This is a genomic window from Saprospira grandis DSM 2844, from assembly GCF_000275825.1.
GTDB classification, from domain to species: Bacteria; Bacteroidota; Bacteroidia; order Chitinophagales; family Saprospiraceae; genus Saprospira; species Saprospira grandis_A.
The window spans coordinates 1,193,914-1,216,597 of record NZ_JH719942.1 but is presented as its reverse complement, the minus strand read 5'-3'; the positions used below and the strand labels follow the sequence as shown (position 1 = coordinate 1,216,597).

The following is a 22,684-nucleotide window of genomic DNA, read 5'->3' as shown; positions in this document are numbered from 1 at the left end:
TACAGGCTAAATAAAAAGCACTAGAGAACTACTGACAAAATAAAATTTGATGTTGTGGACGAACTACAAAAAATATTAGCAGCTGCGGATAAAATGTTTCGGCAGTACGGCATTCGCTCCGTTACGATGTCGGACCTTGCTCGAGAGTTGGGCATGTCTAAAAAGACGCTTTATGTACATATAAAGAACAAGCAGGATCTTATCATGAAGGTATTACGGCTGCATTTTGATCAAGAGAAGCTGACTTGTACGTTGGTACAGCAGGAGGCTAAAAATGCCTTGGAAGAAATGTTTTTGACGGGTCGAGAGATTCAGAAAAATATTCAGCATATCAACCCTTCTTTGATGTTTGATTTGCGAAAATACCATAAGGCGGTTTGGGGCGAATTTGATAAGTTTCGCAAGACCTTCATCTTTAATATGATGAAAAGCAATATGGATCGAGGCATAGAGGAGGGCTTATATCGGCCTGATTTGAATGCGGAAATTGTGAGCCGTCTATATATAGGTATGGTCGAGCTCTTTTTGGATGCTGAATTATTTCCGCCTGATAAGTTTTCTCGTTCCAGTATGCATCGGGCCATGATGGCTTATCATCTGCACGGCATTGTGTCGGATAAGGGCAAGGCGACCCTTAAGGACTACCTAGAACAATTAGAACAACTTTTTTCACCTTCCTAAATATAAAATTGAGATGAACTTAAGCAAAGGGCTGTACAGCCTTGTTTTTCTCTTCTTGGCGGGCTGGTCTTCGGCTCAATCTCCGGCTAGTTTCTCTTTGGAAGAGGCCATTGATTATGCCTTAGATAAAAGCTTAGATCTGCAAACTGCAGAGCAGGATATTCTATATGCTAAGCAACAAATCCGAGATACTCGGGCCATTGGGTTGCCCCAATTGAGTGGTACTGTAGAGTATAACTACAATGCGAACTTGCCCGTACAGTATCTACCCGATTTTATTTCGCCTATTGTGGTGGGGACCCTAGAGGGCTATCAGCTCGTTCCGCAAGGAACTACAGCAAACCTACCCGATGCAGGTTTGTTCCCTGCTGAATTTGGGGTCACCAATACTTTGACCGCTGGGGCTACTTTGAGCCAGCTCATTTTTGATGGTTCTTATTTTGTGGGATTAAAAGCGGCGCGTTCTGTAGCCGAATTGAGCCGTAAGCAAAAGACGCTGACCGCCCATGAGATTCCCTACACCATCAAAAAGGCTTATTTGGCGGTTTTGTTGGCGGAAGAGAACCTAGGGGTTTTGGACAAAAACCTAGAGAACTTGCAAAATATGCGAGATGAAACCCAGGCCTTTTTTGAAAGTGGTTTGGTAGAGCAACTAGATGTAGATCGTCTAGATCTCAGTCTGGCCAATTTGCAATCGGAAAGGGGGATGATAGAGCGGCAAACGCAATTGGCCTATAATGTCCTTAAGTTCCAAATGAATTACCCTTTAGAGGAGTCTATTGTCCTTAAAGATGAGTTGGAAAGTCTGATGCAGGCCCCTTCTCAGGACGATCTAGAGGGGGAGGCTTCGGCTAGTAAGCGGCCCGAGCTAGAGGTCTTGCGCCTCAACCGCGATTTGATGGACCTCAATATGAAGCGCTATAAGGCGGGCTATCTGCCCAATCTATCTGGCTTTTTGGCCCATCAGTACCAGCTACAACGCAACAATCTTTTTGATAGTGATCAGGGGGAATTTAACCCCATTACGGTCATTGGCCTACAACTCAATGTGCCCATCTTTGATGGCTTTAAGAAGGATGCCAACATCCAAATGGCCAAAATTGATGCGACCAAAGTGGATATCCAAATTAAGCAATTTACCCTAGCCACCCAGCTAGAAATCCGCAATGCCAGAGCCACCTACCTCAATGCTTCGGAGCGCCTAGAGAACCAAAAGAAGAACTTGGCCTTGGCCGAGCGCATTTTGGAAACTACCCGCCTCAAGTATAGAGAAGGAGTGGGCTCTAGTACAGAAATCAGCACAGCCGAGCAGGAGCTTTATCGCACGCAGGCCAATTATATGAATGCTATTTACGATCTAGTCATTGCCAAAACAGATTTGGACAAGGCCCTAGGAAATCCCTTGAAATAGAACTTGTTAAAACCAATTATACAGCATGAAAACGCTAAAATATAGTTTTGTGGCCCTTATGGCCCTTAGTTTGGCCGCCTGCGGTGGGGCAGGAGTAGCGCCCGATCAAATGAAGGATCCCGCTAAAATTCGCCAAGCCATCCAAACAAAAAAGGAGGCCATCAAAACCCTAGAAGGCGAACTGGCCCAATTGTAAAAGCGCCTAGGGGAGGTAGACACCACGGCTCGGCCCGAGAAATTTGTCGATATTACCACTCAGCCTGTGCAAAAAAAGGCCTTCTCGCATTATGTAGAGGTACAGGGAAATATTGCCACAGCCCAAGATCCCGCTTTTGCTAGCTCTGAAACTGGAGGCCGAATTACCAAAATGTTGGTCCGTGAAGACCAATTTGTAAAAAAAGGCGATTTGGTGGCTAAGGTAGATGTAGAAAGCATCCGCAAAAGCCTAGAAGAGCTCAAAACTTCATTGAAGTTGGCCCAAGACATGTTTGATCGGCAGAAAAAGCTTTGGGAGAAAAAGATTGGCTCTGAGGTGCAGTTTATTCAGGCCGAAAGCCAGGTAGAACAACTGACCAAAAGTAAGGAGCGCCTAGAGTTTGAGCTGAGCAAATCCAATGTATACGCCCCCATTTCGGGCTATGTGGAGAAAGTCATGCTCAAGGCAGGTGAAATTACAGGCCCGGGCACCCCTATCATCCAGATTCTCAATACCAACCAGCTCAAGGTGGTGGCACAGCTGCCCGAAAACCTTTTGGGTAAGGTCAAAGTAGGCGATCAGGTAGAGCTCTATTTTCCAGCCCTTGGCCAAAACCAAACGGTCCGTGTAAATGAAGTGAGCCGAAGCATCAACTCTACCAACCGAACCTTTGCCATTGAGGCCCCATTGGCTAGCCAAGGCGGGTTGATTAAACCCAACCTTTTGGCCACAATTAAGATTAAGGATTTTGAGGCCGAAGATGTGGTGGTGGTCAATAGCAACTTGCTTTTGCAGGATGTAGATGGCAACAACTACCTGATGTTGGCCAAGGACGGAAAAGCCAAAAAGCGCATCGTTGAACTGGGGCGTAGCTACCAAAATGAAACTATGCTCGAGGCGGGTTTGCAAGGCGATGAAACCCTAATCGTGAAAGGTGCTCGCAAAGCCATTGATGGTGATAAGGTGAAGGTGCTGAGCTCCACTACTGCTCAGAAAAATTAAGTTGTTTTTTTGGGGCTTGCCCGCCCTTTGGGCGGGCCGGGCTGTGTCGCAGCTCGCTGCTCGCTCGGCCCTGCAGGCAGGCTTCGCCTGCCTTTGGTCTGGCCCTTTGGGCCACTGCTATCCATCCCTAAGCCGAAGCGGGCGCAGCCCGCTTCTCTAGCCGCAAGGACCAAGCGTTGGCTGGCCTAGCGATATGGAGGGGGGCGGCGAAGCCGCAGACCCAAGCCGCTGAAAGCGGCTGCAGGGCCGAGCAGGCTTGCGAGCCCCGACAACCAGCCCCTATAGGGGCGCCAGTTCGACGACCAAAGGGAGTAAACGTAGCGCAGCAAGCGCAGCGCAGCTGAGGCCCCAAAAAACAAAGATCAGTTAAATCAAAGCAATCAGAATTAAACGATATGAGCCAAGAAAAAAAGAAACTCTACCGGAGTTTTGGGCCAAGTAACTTTGCTGTAGATAATGCTATTAGTATATTTTTGCTAACGGGAATTATCTTCCTTTTTGGAGCACAATCTTATTTGACCATGCCCAAAGAGGCCTTTCCAGAAATTGTGATTCCTACTATTTATGTAGGAACGACCTACTCGGGGAACTCTGCCGAGGATATGGAAAAACTGGTGACCATTCCGCTAGAAAAAGAGATTGGGTCCATTACGGGAATTAAAAAATTGGAGGCCACCTCTATTCAGGACTTCTCGAATATCATTGTAGAATTTAATACCAATGTAGAAGTAGAAAAGGCCTTGCGGGAGGTAAAAGATGCCGTAGACAAGGCCAAAAACGATGCAGATTTTCCGCAGGATTTAACGGCGGGTCCCGATGTTTTTGAAATCAACTTCTCTGAATTTCCGATCCTGACGGTTAATATATCGGGTCGTTATACCGAGGACGAACTCCGCCAATATGGAGAGTATTTGCAGGATGAAATTGAGAAACTGTCGGAAATCTCGGAAGTTAAGCTCAAGGGAACCTCGGATAAGGAGGTAAAAATTGATGTGGATTGGTTTAAGATGCAAAGCCGCAAATTGAGCTTTAATGATATTGCCAATGCCATTAGTATGGAAAACCTGACGCTCTCTGCTGGAGACTTTAAGTCGGAGGGCTTTAACCGTTCGGTACGGGTAGTGGGCGAGTTTAAAAATGTACAAGAGATTGAGAATATCATCATCCGCTCGGAGTTTCAAAACCCGGTTTTTCTCAAGGATATTGCCAGCGTGAAAATGGGTTTTGAGGATCCTACCTCTATTGCTCGTAGCGACCAATTGCAGGTGGTTTCTTTGGATGTGATTAAGCGTTCTGGAGAAAACCTATTGGATGCTTCGGATAAAATTAAGGAGTTGGTAGAAAAGGCGCAGGCCAAGCGCTTTCCTTCTGATTTGAAGGTCCAAATCTTTAATGATCAGTCTGTAGATACCCGCAACCAGGTGTCTAACCTACAAAATAGTATCATCTCGGGGATTATCCTGGTGGTTTTGGTCCTTTTGTTTTTCCTTGGTTTGCGCAATGCCTTATTTGTGGGCTTGGCTATTCCTATGTCGATGTTCCTTGGGATTTTAATCCTAAATCTCATGGGCGTTACCCTCAATATGATTGTGCTCTTCTCGCTCATTTTGGCTCTAGGGATGTTGGTAGACAACTCTATTGTAGTGGTGGAGAATGTTTTCCGATATGTGCAAGAGGGCTATAGCCTCAAGGATGCCTCTAAAAAGGCAGCGGGAGAGGTGGCCATGCCGATCATCTCTTCTACGGCGACCACTTTGGCGGCTTTCTTTCCGCTTTTGTTCTGGCCCGGCCTGATGGGTGAATTTATGGGCTATTTGCCTTTGACCCTCATTATTGTTCTAATTTCTTCGCTCTTTGTGGCCTTGGTACTTACGCCTGTATTTACCGCCGCCTTGATGACCAAAGAAAAAACGCCAGAAGAGATTGAGGAGCAGAAAGGGAAGAAGCTCATGAACAACTTGATTTGGATTGGCGTTTTGGCCATTATTGCCGTAGCAGGCTGGATTGCGGGCAGCGATTGGGTCCGAAACCTCTTTGGTATCGTCACGATCTTGACCGCCATGAATGTCTTTTTGTTTGCTCCTGGGGCTGTCTTTTTCCAAGATAAGTTTCTCCCTATACTAGAGAATATCTACGACAAATTTATTAGTTTTGCCCTAAAAGGGGTTATGCCTTACCTCCTATTTTTGGGTGTTATTGGCTTGCTCTTTCTTTCCGTAATTCTGATGGGGGTTTTCCCGCCTAAGGTAGAGTTCTTCCCCGCGGCAGAACCCAAATACGTCAATGTCTTTGTCGATCTTCCTATTGGAAGTAGCATTGAGGCAACCAATGAATTGATGAAGGAACTAAAAGCCAAGGTAGAGGCTGTTGTTCGCCCCTATGACGAAAAGGGCGTTATTGAGGCCGTACTTTCTCAAATTGGAGAAAACACCTCAGACCCCTCGGGTCCCCCCGAGCCTGGCGCCACGCCCAACAAGGCCCGTCTAACGGTTTCTTTTGTGCCTGCCGACGAACGCCAAGGGGTATTGACTAGCCAAATTATGGAGGAAATCCGCCAATCGGTCCAAGGTTATGCTGGAGTAGAAATTGTGGTAGACCGCAACCAAGAAGGTCCTCCCACGGGTAAGCCTATCAACCTAGAAATTTCTGGCGATGATGTAGAAATGAGAGAGCTTTCTGCAGTGGCCAATACGGTCCTCAATAAGCTTCGCAATGCCAATATACCCGGAGTAGAGGAACTCAAGGTGAATGTCAATGCTAGTGTGCAGCAAGACCTTATCGAGATTGACCGAGAAGCGGCCCGCCGCTATGGCCTATCTACCTATGATATTGCCATGACAATTCGTACGTCTCTTTATGGCCGCGAGGTCTCTAAGTTTAAGGAGGGAGAAGATGAATATCCTATCATGCTCCGCTTTAGCGAGGAGTACCGCCAAAGCCAAGAGGCCCTGATGAACCAAAATGTGACCTTCCGAAATATGGACGCAGGCGGACAAATTGTTCAGATTCCCATTTCTTCGGTGGCCAAGAAGGTGCCCAGCACTACCTATAATGCCGTTAAGCGAAAGGATGAGAAACGGACCATCACCATCTATTCTAATGTGCTAGAGGGCTTTAATGCCAATGAGGTGGTGCAGCAGTTGCAGTTTATTATGAACGACTACGATATGCCCGAGGGCTATAGCTTTAAGTTTACTGGAGAACAAGAGGAGCAAGCCGCCGCTATGGAGTTTTTGGGCTCGGCCTTTACTATTGCCATCTTGGCCATCTTCCTGATCCTCGTTTCGCAGTTCAACTCGCTTAGCAAACCCTTTATCATTATCGTTTCGGTCTTCTTTAGTACTATTGGGGTGCTCTTGGGCTACATCCTTACCGGTATGGACCTTGTTATCATCATGACTGGTATCGGCATTATCTCTTTGGCTGGGGTGGTGGTAAATAACGCCATTGTACTTATTGATTATACGGACTTTCTGCAGAAGAGGCGGAAGGAGGAAACGGGCCAAGACCAACTCTCCGATGATGAGGTCAGACAGTCGATTATTGAGGGCGGAAAAACCCGTCTACGTCCCGTACTCCTCACGGCTATTACTACGGTTTTGGGCCTCATCCCCCTAGCCGTTGGCTTCAACTTTGATTTCTATGGCCTAATTACAGAGCTTAGCCCCAATATTTACTGGGGAGGCGATAATGCCGCTTTCTGGGGCGCCATGTCTTGGACGGTGGTCTATGGCCTCATTTTCGCTACTTTCCTTACCCTAGTCATTGTTCCGGCCATGTACTGGATGATGTATAAGATGAATAGCTTTTTGGGGAGCCTCTTTGGCCGCAAAAAATAGTAAACCCAGGCTTTGATCAAGCTTACTTTAAGGTCTCTACTTCGGTAGGGGCCTTTTTTGTTTTTTGGGCTACTGTTTTGGGGCCTCCTGCCTGCGGCAGGCGGTTACTCCCTTTGGTCGTCGAACTGCGCCCTAAAGGGCTTGTTGTCGCTTTGGGGCTCGCAGGTCTGCTCGGCCCTGCGTCGCCTTCGGCTCCTTGGTCTGGCCTAACGGCCACCCCGCCGCATCGGTTACTCCCTTTGGTCGTCGAACTGCGGCCTAAAGGCCTTGTTGTGGCCGAGGCGGCTGCGCCGCCTCCCGCTGGGTTTAGTCTTCTTTTTGGACCAATTTGAGGAGTTCTCTAGCGGCGCGAAACGAAGAGCTTTGCCCATTGCGGACGGCGCTTTGCCAAGCGGGCCATTGGCTCTGTACCTTGGGGTGCTCATAGAAGTGGCGGAGCAGCTCTTGCTCGATGCTTTGGCGCATCCAGTATTCGGCTTGTTCGGCTCTTCTTTGAGCCCAGTAGTTGTTATTTTGGGTCAGCTGGCAATAGTCTTGAATTTGCTCCCAAATGGCTTCTAATCCCTGGGCATGTAGGCCAGAGGCCAGACTCACCTTGGGGGCCCAGCCCGATTTTTGGGCCGGAAAGAGGTGGAGCGCATTGCGGTATTGTTGCTTGCTTCTTTTGGCTGCTTGCAGGGCTTCGCCATCGGCCTTATTGACCAGCAGGAGGTCCGCCATTTCAACCACCCCTCTTTTGATGCCCTGTAGTTCATCGCCAGCATTGGGCAGCAATAAAAGCATAAAGAAATCGACCATAGAGTGCACCGCTAGCTCCGATTGGCCCACCCCCACGGTTTCTACAATAATGGGAGAAAAGCCAGCCGTTTCGCATAAAAAGATGGCCTCTCGGGTTTTTCGGGCCACTCCGCCTAGGGCATCGCCAGCGGGAGAGGGGCGCACAAAAGCTTGGGGGTGGCTAGATAAAGTTTGCATCCTTGTCTTATCGCCGAGGATACTGCCACCCGTGCGTTGGCTACTGGGGTCAATAGCTAAAATGGCTGGGCGGAAACCTTTTTGGATAAGCATTTGGCCAAAGGATTCGATAAACGTACTTTTGCCCACACCGGGAGATCCTGTAATGCCAAGGCGGAGGCTCGACTTCTGTTGTTGGAGGCAGGCCTCTATGAGTTGGTCGGCCTTGATGCGGTCTGTTGCTTTTTGGCTTTCGACCAGGGTAATGGCTTGGCTAAGCAAAAGGCGGTCTTGGGCCAAAATTCCCTGCAGCAATTCCTCTACAGAGGGTTTTCGTCTTTTGAAGCGGGCCAATTGCTTTTTCTTGAAAGTTGGCGTTTCTCTGACGCCCTTGGCAATATGCAGGGCTGATTTTTTATCTTTATTATTTTCCATCTCTATAGGTTTAGGGCCAATCTTTTGCATGTTGAAGGAGCGAAGCGACTGGCCTAGCGATGTGGAGCAGTGGCCGTTAGGCCAGACCTAGGCGGCAAAGCCGCCGCAGGGCCGAGCGAACAGCGAGCTGCGAAACGTAGCGCCCGCCGTAGGCGGGAGGCCCCAAAATATTAAACAAAAATATGAAGAACTACCTACAATTTGTCCTCCTTTTATGTCCATTTATGCTTTGGGGGCAAGCGTATCGGGAATTGCGAGTGGAGCAATACCAGTATAATATGGAGGGGGACAGTATGCCCATTAAGAAGCAGGTTTGGCGTTATGGAGAGGCTGGCGAGCTAGTTGGGCAGGAAGAATACGAGTATCGGAAGCAGCCAGCGGGCAGCTTAAAATCTTCTTTTTTGTATCAGTATGATGAGGAGGCGAAATTGGGGCAGCAGCAGCAACTGAAGTATTCGGTGAAGGGCGGGCAGCCTCAGTCGCAGCTCTTGAAAACCCATTATATAAAATATGGGGCCGACGAGCAATTGCGGAGCAAGCAACTTTATTTTGATAAAACGGGAGAGTTGCAGCGGGAAGATAGCTTGACTTATAATGAAAAGGGGCAATTGCTTGTCGAAGAGACCTTTGATTATCGGGGGAGCACCTCTCATCGGTCTTGGCGGATGAAATACAATAAGGCGGGCAAGCTCAAGAAAAAGGGGCGTTATGTACATTGGAGCACCGTAAAGCGGGGCGGCAAGGTGGTTTATAAAAAAGAGCGCAGAGAGTGGTACAAATATAAATACAACCGAAAAGGGCAGCCCAAGCTCATGAAAGGCAAGAGCAGCAGCAGGCGGTACAAAACGGTTTGGAAATATGATGAGCAGGGGCGGATACTCTTTTACCAGTCGCATATCTGCAAGCGTTTTAAGAACAGCCCCAAGCCCAAAAAGAAAGGGGAAGAAGAGCAGAAAGAGAAAAAGCAGCCCAAATATCGTTATCTGAGTGAATGTCATACAAAGAAATATGAAAAGGGCCAATTGGTCCTAGAAATAGAGTATGATCATGGGAAAGTAAAAGAGCGGACAGCAATTAGCTATCTTCAGGACAGCCTAAAGAGCGAATTGAACTATTGGGTAGCGGGCAAGCTCAAGCGAGAAGAGAAATACTACTACGATAGCTTGGGGCAATTGGAAAAGCAAGAAAACTATTATTACAATAGTTTGGGCCTATTGAATTATCGCCTAGATATTTATTATAATAGCAAGGAACAAATTTTGCGAGAAGAGCAGTGGGTCCGGGAGCAAAAAGTAAGAGAATTGCGTCATCAGTATGATGCAAAGGGCCGTCAGCAAAGAACTACATTAATGCTAGAAGATGGGCGAAAATTTGAGAAAACCTATTATTTTTATAAGGATTAAGCTTGCCTATATTCTGTCTGCAGGAACCTATAAAAGCGTCAAATTTTAGTATGATCACTAATAATAAAATAAAGAAAGCGGCCTATTTGATAGGTTTTATTGGCTTTTCTTTGGCTAGTCAGCCCCTATTGGCCCAAAAGGCTAAGGTGAAATCTTTGGAGTTTCAGCAAAGAGAAATCAAGGAAGAGATCCAAAAAGATAGTTTATTGACCACCAAAAAGGAGCTCAAGGAATATGATGAGCAGGGACGCTTGATTTTGCAAAAAATCTTTGTGGCCAACCCCATCGGTCAATTAACGCCGCAAAAGGAAATCAAAAAAACCTTTGAGGGACGCATTCTGAGAGTAGAAGAAGAAACAGAATACGATGAAATGGGGGATCCGCTCAAGATGGAACAAAGCCATTACAATGACGATAAAGACATTGTAAAGCTAGAATACATTGACTACCTCAAAGCGCCCGATACTCGTTATACCAAAGAGTACGAGTATGACGAATATGGCCTGCTCGATAAGACAACACTTTTTAGCCCCGATGGGAAAAAAGTAGGGCAGGAGCGCTGGAAGTACAATGCCGATGATGAAATTATCAAGTATACCAAATGGGAAAAGCTGCCCTCTGGTAAAAAGTATAAGGAAAGCGAAAAAACCGAATATGACGAAAACGGCTTTTTGGCTTCCTCAGAAAAGGAAATAGATGATGGTCAGGATAAATATAAAGAGATGACCACCTTTGTCCGCAACCGAGTAGAAGAACAACTCAAATACAAAAATGGCGAGTTGATCAGTGAGTTTGGAGGCGCCAAAAAAGGCGGCTTTGATCCCTCTAAGGCTAGAGTCATGATGACCTTTAATAATGATGGCGGCGGCCTAGCTGGCGGCGGTGGATTTGGCGGCGGCGGCTTTGGCCGTTGGGCCAATGAAGATGAATATGACGATAAGGGGAACAAAACCAAGACCATCCAAAAAGTAGATGATGTAGTTACGCAGATTACCTTCTATAGCTATGACGAACGCAACAATTTGATTAGTAGCAAGAAAGTAGATTATGAAGGAGAGAAAGAAACAAGAGTAGAGGAGGAGGTCCAAGAATTTGACGACAATAACAATATGCTACGTCGTGCTGTTTATGTAGATGGACAGATCATCTCAGAAAAACGCTACAATTATCAATATCGCTAAACTTCTATTGCTTTTCTGTTGCTTGGGGCCTTCGCTTTGGGGGCAGGCAACCGATAGCATTCCGCAGATCAAAGAGAAACGCATTCTCGATTATCGCCTGAAGGATAACCAACGCCTGCTGCAAAAAAAGACCGTCTTAGAGTATAATATCTATGGCAATTTGGTGCAGCAGAGTTTTTATAAAGGCGAACAGCTTCAACGTGCAGAGCACTTTAAATACGACCGCTTGGGCCAGTTGGTGGGCCGCCTGCGCTACGACTCTATGCAGGCCTTGGTCTGGAGCGAAGACCGACAACTAGATGAGCAGGGCCGAAAACTAAAGGTGACCCAAACCGCCTACCAACCCCCCGGTTTTCAGCAGCAATATACCCTCTATAGCTACAATAGCCAAGGGCAAATCAAACAGGTCCAAACCTATAATACCGAAGACCAATTGGTGAGCGAGGTGAACTACCTCTATAGCCAATTGGGCGAGCTGCTAGGAAGCAACGCCTGGGACCTCCAAGAAGATGGCAGCAAACGCAGCCTCAGCATTTTGCATGAGTATAATAAAAAAGGCCAAATCCAACGATCAGTAAGCATTTTGCAAAATGGCAAAGACCGCTATAAAGAAGTCCGAAATTTTGAAAATTGCTTTATCACAGAGTGGCAACGCTACCAAAATGGCGTGCTCTATAGCCATTTTAAACACGATAAAGAACAAATTCGAGAGCAGGGCCCCAGCGAAATCCCACCCCCTTTGCCTTTCCAATTGTCTCCCCTAGAATATGAGGAAAGCCGAAAAGACCCCCTCCAACAAATGGATTACCAACCCCTCCGAAGCATTAGCACCAAGAACAATGATGCCGGACTGCCCGTCAAAGAAGCTATCCGAGAAGGAGAAAAACTGGTAGAGGTCCGCTACTTTTTCTATGATGAAGCCCAACGACTTATCCGTCAAAAAACCGTCGATAAAGTCAATGAGGAGGTCAAAGAAGAAGAACTGAGCTATACCGCCAAAGGCCTGCCCCTCCAACATCGGCAGTTTTTAGATAAAAAACTTATCCAAGAACGGAGCTATGAATATATCTACTACCCCAACTAAAAAGCCCCTCGAGCCCCCCTTTTTTGGGCCTTAGTCTGTACCTTTATCGCCCAATTTTACGATTTTCCCGAAAAACAACTATACCAATGAATATACTCAAAACATCTGGTTTTTCTGCTGTTAGGGGCCTCCGCCTCGCTGCGCTCGTCGGCGCTATGCTACATAGCTCGCAAGTCTGCTCGGCCCAGCGCAGGCTTTGCCTGCGCCGGTCTGGCCCTTCGGGCCACTATTCCGCAGCGCTAGGCCGAGGCTTCGCTCTTCTCCTCTTTTTGGCCCTTTTGCCGCAGCTCCTCTTGGCCCAAAAACCACAGATTAAGTTCCTGCAGCAAAAACATTATGTGCCAGCCCTCAATAAGGGCTTGGAGCTGCAAACCCAAACCGAAAAGTACTTTAATGAATATGGAGCCGTCACTCGAGAAGAGTACTTTAAGATGAGCTTGGACAGCAACCTCAATAGCCAACGCAAAATTATTCATAGCTACGATAGCCGAGGCCGCCACCAAAATAGCCTGCACTACAATGGCGATAATCTCCTAGAAAGAGAGGTGAAGATTTATTGGGACCAAAAGAACAATAAGAACAAAATTGAAGAAATTTCTTATGTAGATGGCCAACAAGCTTCGGTGGCCATTACCTATCTGCTCACTTATGATGAGGCCGGAAATAAGGAGGTAGAACAGTACTTTAATACGAAAGGAATAGTTACCCGCCAGCGAAATTGGTTCTACAATAAACAGGAAGAGGTTATCCGCTCTTTAGAACTGGTGGAAGAACCCAACCAACCCCGAAAAGAAATAAAAACCCGCTATAAAAGGGACCAAGATGGCTACCTCACTAAATCCATTACCGTAGAAAAGGTCAATGGGAAACTCTTCAGAAAAGATATTCGCTACTTTGAAAATAGCTTTCTGATTCGCTGGAAAAAATACATTGAGGGCAAGTTCGTCAGCGAGTTTGTCAATGAATACCGAGATAGTGTGCTGATCCGCCAAACCGAAAACGAACGCTTTGACCGAGAGAAAAAACGCAAGCGCTCTAAAAAAGAAAGCATTTGGGTAACCAATACAGAGTATGATGTCTATGGCAATATTTTGGTCCAAACCAAAAGCCGAAATGAACAGGTGGTGAGCATTGTGCAATATGCCTATGATGATTATGGCAACCGCATCAAAACAATCAAAATCAATAGAGAGAGTAACGAAAAAGAAGAAGAGCGTTTGACCTATGACAAATGGGGGAATGTGGCCAGCCTAGAGCTGCTCAAAAATGACCGCATTGTACATAAGGATGAGTTTATTTATGAATACCACCCCCGCAAACGCAAAGATTAGAGCCCTCTGGGTCCAGAAGGCGGCGCAGCCGCCTGGCTGAGGGATGGATAGCAGTGGCCCAAAGGGCCAGACCAAAGCCCAAAGGGCTGCAGGGCCGAGCAGACTTGCGAGCTGCGCCACAGCCCGACCCGGCCATAGGCCGGGGCAGCCCCAAAATTGTATCCTCATTAAAATTATATCAATGTTTAGCCGATTAGTTTTTATTAGTTGTTACTTGGCCTTTTCGCCCTTGCTTCAGGCCCAACTCGAGATGCGTCTCGATAGTGTGAGCCAGATTATTCAGCATAGCTATAGCTTTACCGAAGAAGGCGAGCAGTTCCTGAGCATTTTGAGAGAGTCTGTTTATGATGATAAGCAGATTATGACGCGGCAAGATCGCTGGCATTATGCCTACCCCCAGGGCCAAAAAACCGCCAAATTGCATTATCATTATAGCTATAGCCCCAACAGCTATATGGGCGAGTTTTATAATGAATATTTGGCCTATGAAGGCGGCCCAAAAAAGACCAAAAAGAAGAAAACTACCTTTAAAAGCCACCAACATAGCGCTACCGAAAGAGAGCGGGTGCAGCAGTTTGATGCCCAAGGAAAACTAAGCCGAGCCAGCGAAAACCGCTACGATAAAACAGGGCAGTTGGTCTATAGCAAAAGTACGGATTATAGCTACTCGCCCCCCCTTATCCATATTGATGAGGTGGAACGCAATGCCGCCGGCCAAATTATTAAATGGACCGCCACGGATAAAAGTGAGCTGGGCACCGAAAAGGTCCGAGAAATGAATTGTAAGTACCTTTTTGATACCCTTTTGCTAGAGTCTACAGGCTATGTCTATAGCGATTGGAACCAAACCAAAAATAAGTACAACAAAAAAACAGGCGAAATTAAGAAATCGACAATTAGTTATGGCCTGCGCCAAAGTAATGGCAAAGTGACTATCCGCCACAAAAAAGTGAGCAAGTACAAAAATAATCGGCCCATTAAAAGTGTAGAATATAACTACAAAAAGAAGTTTAAGACCTCTAAATTTAGCTATAATGGCCCCGTGGCTAGCGAAAAAGTCGATTATAAAGACAAAAAAGAAAAGGACATCATCAAGACCGAGAAAAAGGTCTATAATGCTACCGGAAAACTCCAACTCTATGAACGGGCCATTGATGGAAGCCCCCAATACAGAGAGCAATATAGCTATGATGCCGCCGACCGCCTGCTGAAATATACCGAAACGGAGTTTAGAGAAAATGGCGCCCATTCTATTACCATCATTGAGTATAATGTTCGCCAAAATCCAGTGAAAAAACAGCTTTTTCAAGGCGAAAAACTGCTCAAATTAGATGAATATAGCTACATCTATCAGGAAAACTAGGCCCCAAGGCAGTCGCCTATATCTAGAATTATTTATATATTGTAAGTAGAACCATATACCACCATAATTTCAATTTAAGAAATGAGTATTATTGAACTAAAAGTACCCGTAATTGGGGAATCAGTTACAGAGGTGACGCTATCGGCCTGGCTCAAGGAAGATGGCGCCTATGTAGAACAAGATGAGGCCATCTGCGAATTTGAATCAGATAAGGCCACCGTAGAAGCTCCTGCCGAAAAAGCAGGTAAACTTATTTGGGTTGCTGCCGAGGATGATGATATTCCAATCGGTGGCGTTTATGCCAAAATTGATACGAGCGTTTCTGGCGGCGCCGAAAGCAGCCCAGAAGTAAAGGAAAAAGCTCCCGCCCAAGAAGAAAAAACAGAGGTAGCTGCCCCCAAAGAGGATAGCTATGCGGCTGGACATCCTTCTCCCGCTGCCCGTAAACTCATGGATGAAAATGGCCTTACTGCCGCCGATATCCAAGCCACCGGCAAAGATGGTCGTATCATCAAAGAAGATGTACTCAAGGCAATAGCCAACAAGCAAGCCGCACCCAAAAAAGAGGCCGCTCCCAAAAAAGAAGCGCCTAAAACTGTGGCCGCTCCTCCCCTTAGCGGAGCCGCTAACTTTAGCCGCGAAAAACGCCAAGAGAAGATGTCGCGCATGCGCCGTACTATCGCTTCTCGCTTGGTCTATGCCAAAAATGAAACGGCCATGCTTACTACCTTCAATGAGGTAGACTTGAGCAATATCATGAAGTTGCGCAAAACTTACCAAGAGGATTTTGTCAAGAAATATGGCATCAAACTCGGCTTTATGTCGCTATTTGCCAAGGCTTGCGCTAAGGTCCTTATGGAAATGCCCGATGTGAACGCTCAACTCACAGAAGATGGCAAAAACCTTATTTATCACGATTATGCCGATATCTCTATCGCCATTTCTACGCCCACTGGCCTAGTGGTGCCTCCCGTTCATAATGTGGAGTCGCTCAGCTTCTCTGATGTGGAGTGGAAAATCAAGGAGCTTGCCGGCAAGGCCCGCAGCGGTAAATTGACCCTGGACGAAATGAGCGGCGGAACCTTTACCATTACCAATGGTGGCGTTTTTGGCTCAATGATGAGCACGCCCATTATCAACCCACCACAATCGGCTATTTTGGGGATGCACACTATCCAGCAGCGCCCCATGGCCATAGACGGCGAGGTCAAAATCCGTCCCATGATGTATTTGGCCCTCTCTTATGACCACCGCGTGATCGACGGTAGCACTTCGGTAACTTTCCTCGTGAAAGTTAAAGAATTACTCGAAGATCCTACTCGCTTGTTGCTCGATCTCTAGATCAATAGGCCTATAAAGCATAATGGACCAACCTCTTTTTGGGGTTGGTCTTTTTTTTGGGGCTGCCCCGGCCTTTGGCCGGGTCGGGCTGTGTCGTGGCTCGCAGGTCTGCTCGGCCCTGCGCCGCCAAAGGCGGCTGGGTCTGCGGCTGCGCCGCCCCACTATCCATCCCTCAGCCAGATTTAATCGCGCTGCTTTGGCCATCGTTTGCTATGAATTTTCTGCTAGGCCAGCTATTTTTTAAGGGCATAGCCTTCGCTATGGCCGAGGAAAATAGGGCCGACTAGCGGGAAATTGCTGCAAACTATAAAAGTGAGTGCGTTTAAATCTGGCTATTGCCGCGTCGCTGCGCTCCTTTGCGGCGGCTTCGCCGCCTGCTAGACGTATATAATATTATTCTCATTTATAGCAATTATTTGTTACTTTACATTAAAAGTAGCTATGGAAAAGAAATTTAATAATGGGAATATGAAGCGGAAATTTAATAGGGGGGATGTGTATGGAGATTGGGAGTTGATTGAAAAAGTAAGTCATGGGGGAAATGGATCTGTCTGGACTTGTAGAAACAAAGATGATGAACAATATGCCATTAAATTGTTGATCAAAAAAAAAGAACAGGCACATCAGCGGTTTCAGGATGAGGTAACAATAATTAAATCTTGTCAAGATATTAAAGGTGTAGTTAAGATAATAGATTCTAGTTTACCTCAAGTAGGTTCAGAATCTCCGCCTTTTTATGTCATGCCATTAGGTGAGCCACTAGTAGAGGTTGTTAAAAACTATCCTTTTGAGAAAAAAATAGATGTTTTTATTGAAATCACTCAAATTATAGTGCAACTTCATGCTAGAACTATTGCTCATAGAGATATAAAACCATTAAATTTTATCGTTGTAAATGGTAAACCTGTAATTATAGATTTTGGATTAGTAGATTTTCCGAATAAGGAAGACATCACAGGACCTAAAGATAGAATAGGACCACGCTGGACCATTGCTCCTGAGATAAGTAGATATCCTGAGAGTAATATTGATTATTTGAAATCTGATATATATTCTTTAGCAAAGACCTTTTGGATGGTTATATGCGGAAATGAACGAGGTTTTGAAGGGCAATATAGTACGAATCAAGAATTGAATATTAGTGAAAAAAAATATACTATACCTATAGATGAGTTACTAATAGAATCGACAAGTAATGATCCATCTAAACGGCCAACTGCTCAACTTTTTTTAGAAAAGCTTCTTTTGTGGAAAAAAAAGAACAATAATTATCATGGAAGGGTTGATGATCAATGGAGATATATACAAAATGTTTTATTTCCTGTGTCTATTCCTGATGCGGCTGTATGGAGTAGTTTTAAAGATATATTAAATGTTTTAAAGTTGATTAGTAATATAGATCAATTGAATTATGTATTTAAACCAAACGATGGTCATAATAACTTAATAGATGTAAAGAAGTCTTCAGAAGATGGCTGTATAGAGCTAATTTTTCCAGGCGTTATAGATATTGTTAAACCTAAAAAATTATCTTTTGAGTCTATGTCTGAAAATTTGAACGGGAGCTTTTTTAGGTTGGAAACGTATAGTTTAGCACCATTAGGACCATCTGATTTTAATGATAATATGGAGTATCTATGTGAAAGAATTTCAACTCAAGAGTATCTTCCCATAGAAATGTATAATGACATTGTAGATGGAGAAGGGTATGATCATATTTCTAGAGATGATATAAGACAAGTGCGAAGGTTTTTTAGTGGTGACTTTGTTATTTTTAGTAAGTCATTTCGATATACATTGATGATGAAATCTGATTCACATAATAAAATGTCTAAAGAAAATTTTAATACCTATATCAGGAAACTGAGTATTCTTTAATATGAAAAACGGAACAGCCCTGTTTTTCATTAAATAAAAGCCAAACCTCTTAAAAAGAGGTTTGGCTTTTATTTTCTAACATTCTATGCAAAAACTTGGGGCTTTGGCCTAAAAAGTAAGATTTTTGCGTGGCCAACGCCTTTGCCTTGGCTTACGTCTATAATTATAGGGCCAAATGAAGGGGCTTTGCCCCTTTGGCCGAAGGCCAAAACGGCTTAGGGATGGATAAGGGTGGCCCAAAGGGCCAGAGCCAGCCAGCTTGCTGGCGCAGGGCCGAGCAAGCCTGCGAGCCCTGACACAGCCCGGCCCGCCCGAAGGGCGGGCAAGCCCCAAAAAGATCAGAACAGAATACTAGCTATGCAAGCATTGATAAAAAGTTTCCTTTTTTCTGCCGTCATTTTGCTCCTTTTGGGGCAATCTGCCTGCCGATATCCCTATTATACGCCCCAGGCCAAAATGGCCCGCAAAGCCCTCCAAGCAGAAAAAAAAGCGCGCAAAGCGGCTGCGGCCCAACTGCCCGCCAGCGATACAACAATAGCGGCTAGCGATGAGGGCCTCGATCAACTGCCTAGTACAGACCCCAAGGCCAGAGGAGGCCAAAAAAAGGAAACGGATAAGCTCGTTGATGCCCCAGCTTTAGATAGTTTGCCGCCTAGCGATAGCAGCCAAATGGCCCTTGCGGCCATAGATAGTAGTGGGACCGACAGTTTGGCCTTGAGCCAGGCCGATAGTCTGCCGCTTATTGTCTTTAATCCCGATTCTCTAGATTCTCCCGTGCAATACGATGCCAAGGACTCGACCATTTATGACCTCATGAACCAGAAGATTTATCTCTATGGCTCGGCAGAAATTAACTATGGTCGCTATCAGCTCAAGGCGGGCTATATTGAGGTAGATTTTTTGACTTCTATTGCTACCGCCCGAGGTTTTCCGGATAGTACCGAGCCCTCTGGGATTCGAGAAATGCCCTACTTTTCGGATGGAAACCAAAAGTTTGAGGCCAAGAAAATCATGTATAACTTTAAGACCAAAAAAGGGAAAGTCTTTGATACCAGCACGGAGCAAGGCGACGGTTATTTTCTGTCAAAAGCGACTAAATTTATTAGTAAATCGGGAGATAGTACGGCCAGTAATGACGTTTTATATGCGGGGGGCTGCACCTACACCACCTGCGATCATAAGTATCCGCATTTTGGCCTGAGAAGTAGTCGGGCCAAGGTGATTCCGGGTAAATTGATTGTGGTAGGGCCTTCCTTTATAGAAATTATGGGAAGTCCGACCCCTTTGGCCTTGCCCTTTGGCTTTTTTCCGATCACCAACAGCCGAAAATCGGGCTTGATCCTCAGCACAAACATTGATTTTTCGCCAAACTGGGGGGCGGGGATTCGAGAAATTGGATATTATCAGGTCATTAGTGACCAAATGGACCTCAAACTAACGGGGGACTTTTATACTCGGGGGACCTTTAGAGTAAATTTAGAATCCAACTATAAAATGCGTTATAAGGCCTCTGGAGGTTTTCGGATGAGCTATGCGCGGACCGTAGAGGACGAGCCGGGCACCCCAGATTATAGCTTGCTCAAAGACTTTAACATTAGCTGGACCCATCAGCAGGATGCCAAGGCGCACCCCAGCCAAAGTTTTTCGGCCAGTGTAAACTTAGGGACCTCTGATTACTTTAGAAACACCGAGCCCTCGGCCAACTTGACCTTGCAGTCTACCTTACAATCGAGTATTTCTTATAGCAAACGCTTTTTGGGGACTCCTTTCTCCTTGGCCATTGCTGCCCGTCACTCGCAGAACACCAGCAGCAATACCATGAACATTACGGCTCCGCAAACGACCTTGACCATGAACCAAATCTACCCCTTTCAGCGGAAGATACAGTTAGGCAAACAGCGTTGGTACGAGCGGATAGGATTTTCTTATTCGGCCACGGCCAACAACAGCTTTCAGATTGCGGACAGCTTGCTCTTTTCTGCAGATGGTTTGGCTGATGCGATGGAAGAGGCCAAATATTCGGTGGTGCATTCGCCAAGAGTCAATTTATCGCTCAAATTATTTAAATACATCAATGTACAGCCTACTATTTCTTATCAGGAGAGTTGGTACTTCTACGCCAATGAGCAAAGTTTTGACCCCACATTAGTTATCTCTGCCGACACCAGCTATGATGAGGATGATCCGACGATCATCTCAAATATTGATGCGGATACTACCTTTGGCACCTTAAATACATTTAGAGACTATGGCTTTAATGCCGTACGGAACTTTAGTGCGGGGGTAAACATGAGTACCCAGCTTTTTGCCACGGGGACCTATAACATTGGTCGTTTAGAAAAGGTGCGGGCGGTCATTCGTCCCAATCTTGGCTTAAGTTGGCGGCCCGACTACCAGAGTGATTTTTGGGGATACTATGGAGAGGTCCAAACGGACACTCGTTATCCAGATGAGCTGACGACCTACCGTCGTTTTGATGCTGTACCCTCAGGGGGAGAGCAGGCCCTATTGACCTATAGTTTGAATAGTCGGATAGAGGGAAAGCTCAAGCGTTCTCGTCGAGATACCAGCAAACAGAAGAGCAACAAATTTCCGATCTTGAACAACTTGAATGTATCGGGGAACTACAACTTTGCGGCGGACAGTCTGCGTTGGTCCACCATCAACTTGAACGCCAACACTACCTTATTTAAGATGGTCAATGCGACTTTTTCTATGGTTTTTGATCCCTACATTGCCGATGAAAATACCAATAGGCGTTTAAACACCTTAGAGTGGACCAAAAACGGTCGTTTGGCACGTTTCACCTCTGGGGCTTTGGCCTTGAGTACGCAAATCAACCCCAACTCGCTCAAGCAATTATTTTCGGACCCCTATAAATCGAAGAGCAAGAAAGAAGAAGAGGCCAAATCCTTTGACATTCTTCAGCAATTGAGTTTGAACTACAACCTACGCTTTAGTCGAGCGTATATAGAGGGGGTGGATAGTTTACAATTTACGGCCAATGAGATTTCCATGTCGGGAGCTTTTCGTTTATCTAAAAACTGGGACATTCGGATTTACAGAATGGGCTATGATTTTGACAAAAAGCGGATTACCTATCCGGACTTTGGTTTTAGTCGATCCTTGCATTGTTGGGAGATGGGCATGCGTTGGCAGCCGGAGCAGCAGACTTGGAACTTCTTTGTGCAGGTGCGTCCGGGTTCCTTGGGCTTTCTTAAATTGCCGGTGAACAAAACTCGTTTTGATGACTACTAAGGGTTAGTATAAAGGCTCAAAACCTAGGTTTTGAGCCTTTATTTATACCATTGCGAAGCAATACCATTATTGCTGTAGGTTTCCACCTACAGTAGAAAGGGCCGAAGGCCCGCGGCTGAGGGGCTGTAGCAGGGCCGCCGCAGGCGGCAGACCAAGCGGGCGCAGCCCGCGCAGGGCCGAGCAGACCTGCGAGCTGTGCAATGGCCCGACCCGCCTGCAGGGCGGGGCAGCCCCAAAAAAAAATTAAGAAACAGTTAGGAAAAAAGCAGGGAGAGCGGGGTAGATTTGCAAGTTCGTAAAAATCTGTTGTATCTTAGCGACTTGTAAACCCGATTGATTAGCCCTATTTTAGGGCTTTTTTGCATCTAAAGGCAGACAAAAGGGTCAAGTTACCCACGTTTTGCTTTTTGTTATCGTTATCTAAAGGAAATTATGATTGCCTACTTGCATGGTACGCTCGTATATAAGAGCCCTACAGAATTGATTATGGATGTTGGTGGCGTGGGATATCGTCTCCACATCAGTTTGCAGACCTATCAGGCGGTGCAAGCCTTAGATAAGGCCAAGTTGCTCACGCATCATTTGGTAAAAGAGGACCAAGAGGCCTTATATGGCTTTGCTACAGCGGAGGAGCTGCAACTATTTGAGCAGTTGATTTCGGTATCTGGAGTGGGGGCCAACACGGCTCGGGTCTTGTTGTCGGCTATGTCGGCCAAAGAGATTCGGGGGGCAATTATTGCTGAAAACGTGGCGGTATTGAAGTCGGCCAAGGGCATTGGCCCAAAGTCGGCGAAGCGGATCATTTTGGAGTTAAAAGACAAATTGCTCAAAGAAAGTGGTGCGGTAAGCGAGGCCATTGCGGCTTCTATTCAGGGTCAAACGGTGGGGGAGAACCCTATTCGTTCGGAGGCATTGGATGCGCTTTTGGCCTTGGGCTTTAATAAAATAAAGGCCCAAAAAGATCAGAACAGAATACTAGCTATGCAAGCATTGATAAAAAGTTTCCTTTTTTCTGCCGTCATTTTGCTCCTTTTGGGGCAATCTGCCTGCCGATATCCCTATTATACGCCCCAGGCCAAAATGGCCCGCAAAGCCCTCCAAGCAGAAAAAAAAGCGCGCAAAGCGGCTGCGGCCCAACTGCCCGCCAGCGATACAACAATAGCGGCTAGCGATGAGGGCCTCGATCAACTGCCTAGTACAGACCCCAAGGCCAGAGGAGGCCAAAAAAGGAAACGGATAAGCTCGTTGATGCCCCAGCTTTAGATAGTTTGCCGCCTAGCGATAGCAGCCAAATGGCCCTTGCGGCCATAGATAGTAGTGGGACCGA

The 22,684-nt window shown here is 46.1% G+C and carries 15 protein-coding genes; 14 read left to right on the top strand and 1 reads right to left on the bottom strand.

What is annotated here, in order from left to right; translation table 11 throughout:
• The first annotated feature begins 54 nt into the window (after window positions 1-54).
• The 5 genes from SAPGRDRAFT_RS05560 to SAPGRDRAFT_RS05545 all read left to right on the top strand — a co-directional run bounded on the left by SAPGRDRAFT_RS05560 (window position 55) and on the right by SAPGRDRAFT_RS05545 (window position 7,129).
• Window positions 55-681 carry a TetR/AcrR family transcriptional regulator gene (locus SAPGRDRAFT_RS05560; RefSeq protein WP_002657874.1) on the top strand — a complete coding sequence of 209 codons (627 nt, stop codon included), beginning with the start codon at window positions 55-57 and terminating at the stop codon, window positions 679-681.
• 13 nt (window positions 682-694) lie between these two features.
• Window positions 695-2,092: a TolC family protein gene (locus SAPGRDRAFT_RS05555; protein ID WP_002657872.1), complete on the top strand. Its 1,398-nt coding sequence runs from the start codon at window positions 695-697 to the stop codon at window positions 2,090-2,092.
• A 25-nt stretch (window positions 2,093-2,117) separates the two neighbouring features.
• Entirely contained in the window at window positions 2,118-2,288 is a 171-nt protein-coding gene (locus tag SAPGRDRAFT_RS22850) for a hypothetical protein (RefSeq protein WP_002657870.1), read from the top strand.
• A 66-nt stretch (window positions 2,289-2,354) separates the two neighbouring features.
• Window positions 2,355-3,290: an efflux RND transporter periplasmic adaptor subunit gene (locus SAPGRDRAFT_RS05550; RefSeq protein ID WP_002657868.1), complete on the top strand. Its 936-nt coding sequence runs from the start codon at window positions 2,355-2,357 to the stop codon at window positions 3,288-3,290.
• Window positions 3,291-3,685: 395 nt separating this feature from the next.
• Window positions 3,686-7,129: an efflux RND transporter permease subunit gene (locus SAPGRDRAFT_RS05545; protein ID WP_002657867.1), complete on the top strand. Its 3,444-nt coding sequence runs from the start codon at window positions 3,686-3,688 to the stop codon at window positions 7,127-7,129.
• Window positions 7,130-7,435: 306 nt separating this feature from the next.
• Here the strand turns inward: SAPGRDRAFT_RS05545 and meaB are convergent, their stop codons facing one another.
• On the bottom strand, window positions 7,436-8,518 hold the full coding sequence (meaB, locus tag SAPGRDRAFT_RS05535) for a methylmalonyl Co-A mutase-associated GTPase MeaB (protein ID WP_002657865.1): 1,083 nt from the start codon (window positions 8,516-8,518) through the stop codon (window positions 7,436-7,438).
• Window positions 8,519-8,700: 182 nt separating this feature from the next.
• Here meaB and SAPGRDRAFT_RS05530 point away from each other — a divergent pair, with 182 nt between their 5' ends.
• The 9 genes from SAPGRDRAFT_RS05530 (at window position 8,701) to ruvA (ending at window position 22,620) form a co-directional block, all read left to right on the top strand.
• Window positions 8,701-9,921 (top strand): hypothetical protein, encoded by a 1,221-nt coding sequence (locus SAPGRDRAFT_RS05530; RefSeq protein WP_002657863.1) that lies wholly within the window; start codon window positions 8,701-8,703, stop codon window positions 9,919-9,921.
• Between the two features lie 50 nt (window positions 9,922-9,971).
• Entirely contained in the window at window positions 9,972-11,102 is a 1,131-nt protein-coding gene (locus tag SAPGRDRAFT_RS05525; protein ID WP_002657861.1) for a hypothetical protein, read from the top strand.
• Window positions 11,056-12,186: a hypothetical protein gene (locus tag SAPGRDRAFT_RS05520; RefSeq protein WP_253271274.1), complete on the top strand. Its 1,131-nt coding sequence runs from the start codon at window positions 11,056-11,058 to the stop codon at window positions 12,184-12,186. The genes SAPGRDRAFT_RS05525 and SAPGRDRAFT_RS05520 overlap by 47 nt, the downstream gene beginning before the upstream one ends.
• A gap of 86 nt (window positions 12,187-12,272) precedes the next feature.
• Window positions 12,273-13,517 carry a hypothetical protein gene (locus SAPGRDRAFT_RS05515; protein WP_002657858.1) on the top strand — a complete coding sequence of 415 codons (1,245 nt, stop codon included), beginning with the start codon at window positions 12,273-12,275 and terminating at the stop codon, window positions 13,515-13,517.
• 181 nt (window positions 13,518-13,698) lie between these two features.
• Window positions 13,699-14,880, top strand: coding sequence for a hypothetical protein (locus SAPGRDRAFT_RS05510; protein WP_002657856.1), 1,182 nt, complete (start codon window positions 13,699-13,701; stop codon window positions 14,878-14,880).
• A gap of 81 nt (window positions 14,881-14,961) precedes the next feature.
• Window positions 14,962-16,221: a 2-oxoglutarate dehydrogenase complex dihydrolipoyllysine-residue succinyltransferase gene (gene odhB, locus SAPGRDRAFT_RS05505; protein ID WP_002657854.1), complete on the top strand. Its 1,260-nt coding sequence runs from the start codon at window positions 14,962-14,964 to the stop codon at window positions 16,219-16,221.
• Window positions 16,222-16,662: 441 nt separating this feature from the next.
• The gene (locus SAPGRDRAFT_RS05500) at window positions 16,663-18,099 is read left to right on the top strand and encodes a protein kinase domain-containing protein (RefSeq protein ID WP_002657852.1); all 1,437 of its coding nucleotides are present in this window, start codon (window positions 16,663-16,665) and stop codon (window positions 18,097-18,099) included.
• A 357-nt stretch (window positions 18,100-18,456) separates the two neighbouring features.
• Window positions 18,457-21,357: a putative LPS assembly protein LptD gene (locus tag SAPGRDRAFT_RS05495; protein ID WP_002657850.1), complete on the top strand. Its 2,901-nt coding sequence runs from the start codon at window positions 18,457-18,459 to the stop codon at window positions 21,355-21,357.
• A gap of 432 nt (window positions 21,358-21,789) precedes the next feature.
• Window positions 21,790-22,620 carry a Holliday junction branch migration protein RuvA gene (gene ruvA, locus SAPGRDRAFT_RS23255; RefSeq protein WP_002657849.1) on the top strand — a complete coding sequence of 277 codons (831 nt, stop codon included), beginning with the start codon at window positions 21,790-21,792 and terminating at the stop codon, window positions 22,618-22,620.
• The last annotated feature ends 64 nt before the right edge of the window (window positions 22,621-22,684 follow it).

Excerpts from the sequence above, each read along its gene's own strand:
- SAPGRDRAFT_RS05555 (WP_002657872.1), top strand. The coding sequence starts at position 695 with ATGAACTTAAGCAAAGGGCTGTACAGCCTTGTTTTTCTCTTCTTGGCG.
- SAPGRDRAFT_RS22850 (WP_002657870.1), top strand. The coding sequence starts at position 2,118 with ATGAAAACGCTAAAATATAGTTTTGTGGCCCTTATGGCCCTTAGTTTG.
- SAPGRDRAFT_RS05545 (WP_002657867.1), top strand. The coding sequence starts at position 3,686 with ATGAGCCAAGAAAAAAAGAAACTCTACCGGAGTTTTGGGCCAAGTAAC.
- meaB (WP_002657865.1), bottom strand. The coding sequence starts at position 8,518 with ATGGAAAATAATAAAGATAAAAAATCAGCCCTGCATATTGCCAAGGGC.
- SAPGRDRAFT_RS05530 (WP_002657863.1), top strand. The coding sequence starts at position 8,701 with ATGAAGAACTACCTACAATTTGTCCTCCTTTTATGTCCATTTATGCTT.
- SAPGRDRAFT_RS05525 (WP_002657861.1), top strand. The coding sequence starts at position 9,972 with ATGATCACTAATAATAAAATAAAGAAAGCGGCCTATTTGATAGGTTTT.
- SAPGRDRAFT_RS05520 (WP_253271274.1), top strand. The coding sequence starts at position 11,056 with ATGGACAGATCATCTCAGAAAAACGCTACAATTATCAATATCGCTAAA.
- SAPGRDRAFT_RS05515 (WP_002657858.1), top strand. The coding sequence starts at position 12,273 with ATGAATATACTCAAAACATCTGGTTTTTCTGCTGTTAGGGGCCTCCGC.
- SAPGRDRAFT_RS05510 (WP_002657856.1), top strand. The coding sequence starts at position 13,699 with ATGTTTAGCCGATTAGTTTTTATTAGTTGTTACTTGGCCTTTTCGCCC.
- odhB (WP_002657854.1), top strand. The coding sequence starts at position 14,962 with ATGAGTATTATTGAACTAAAAGTACCCGTAATTGGGGAATCAGTTACA.
- SAPGRDRAFT_RS05500 (WP_002657852.1), top strand. The coding sequence starts at position 16,663 with ATGGAAAAGAAATTTAATAATGGGAATATGAAGCGGAAATTTAATAGG.
- SAPGRDRAFT_RS05495 (WP_002657850.1), top strand. The coding sequence starts at position 18,457 with ATGCAAGCATTGATAAAAAGTTTCCTTTTTTCTGCCGTCATTTTGCTC.
- ruvA (WP_002657849.1), top strand. The coding sequence starts at position 21,790 with ATGATTGCCTACTTGCATGGTACGCTCGTATATAAGAGCCCTACAGAA.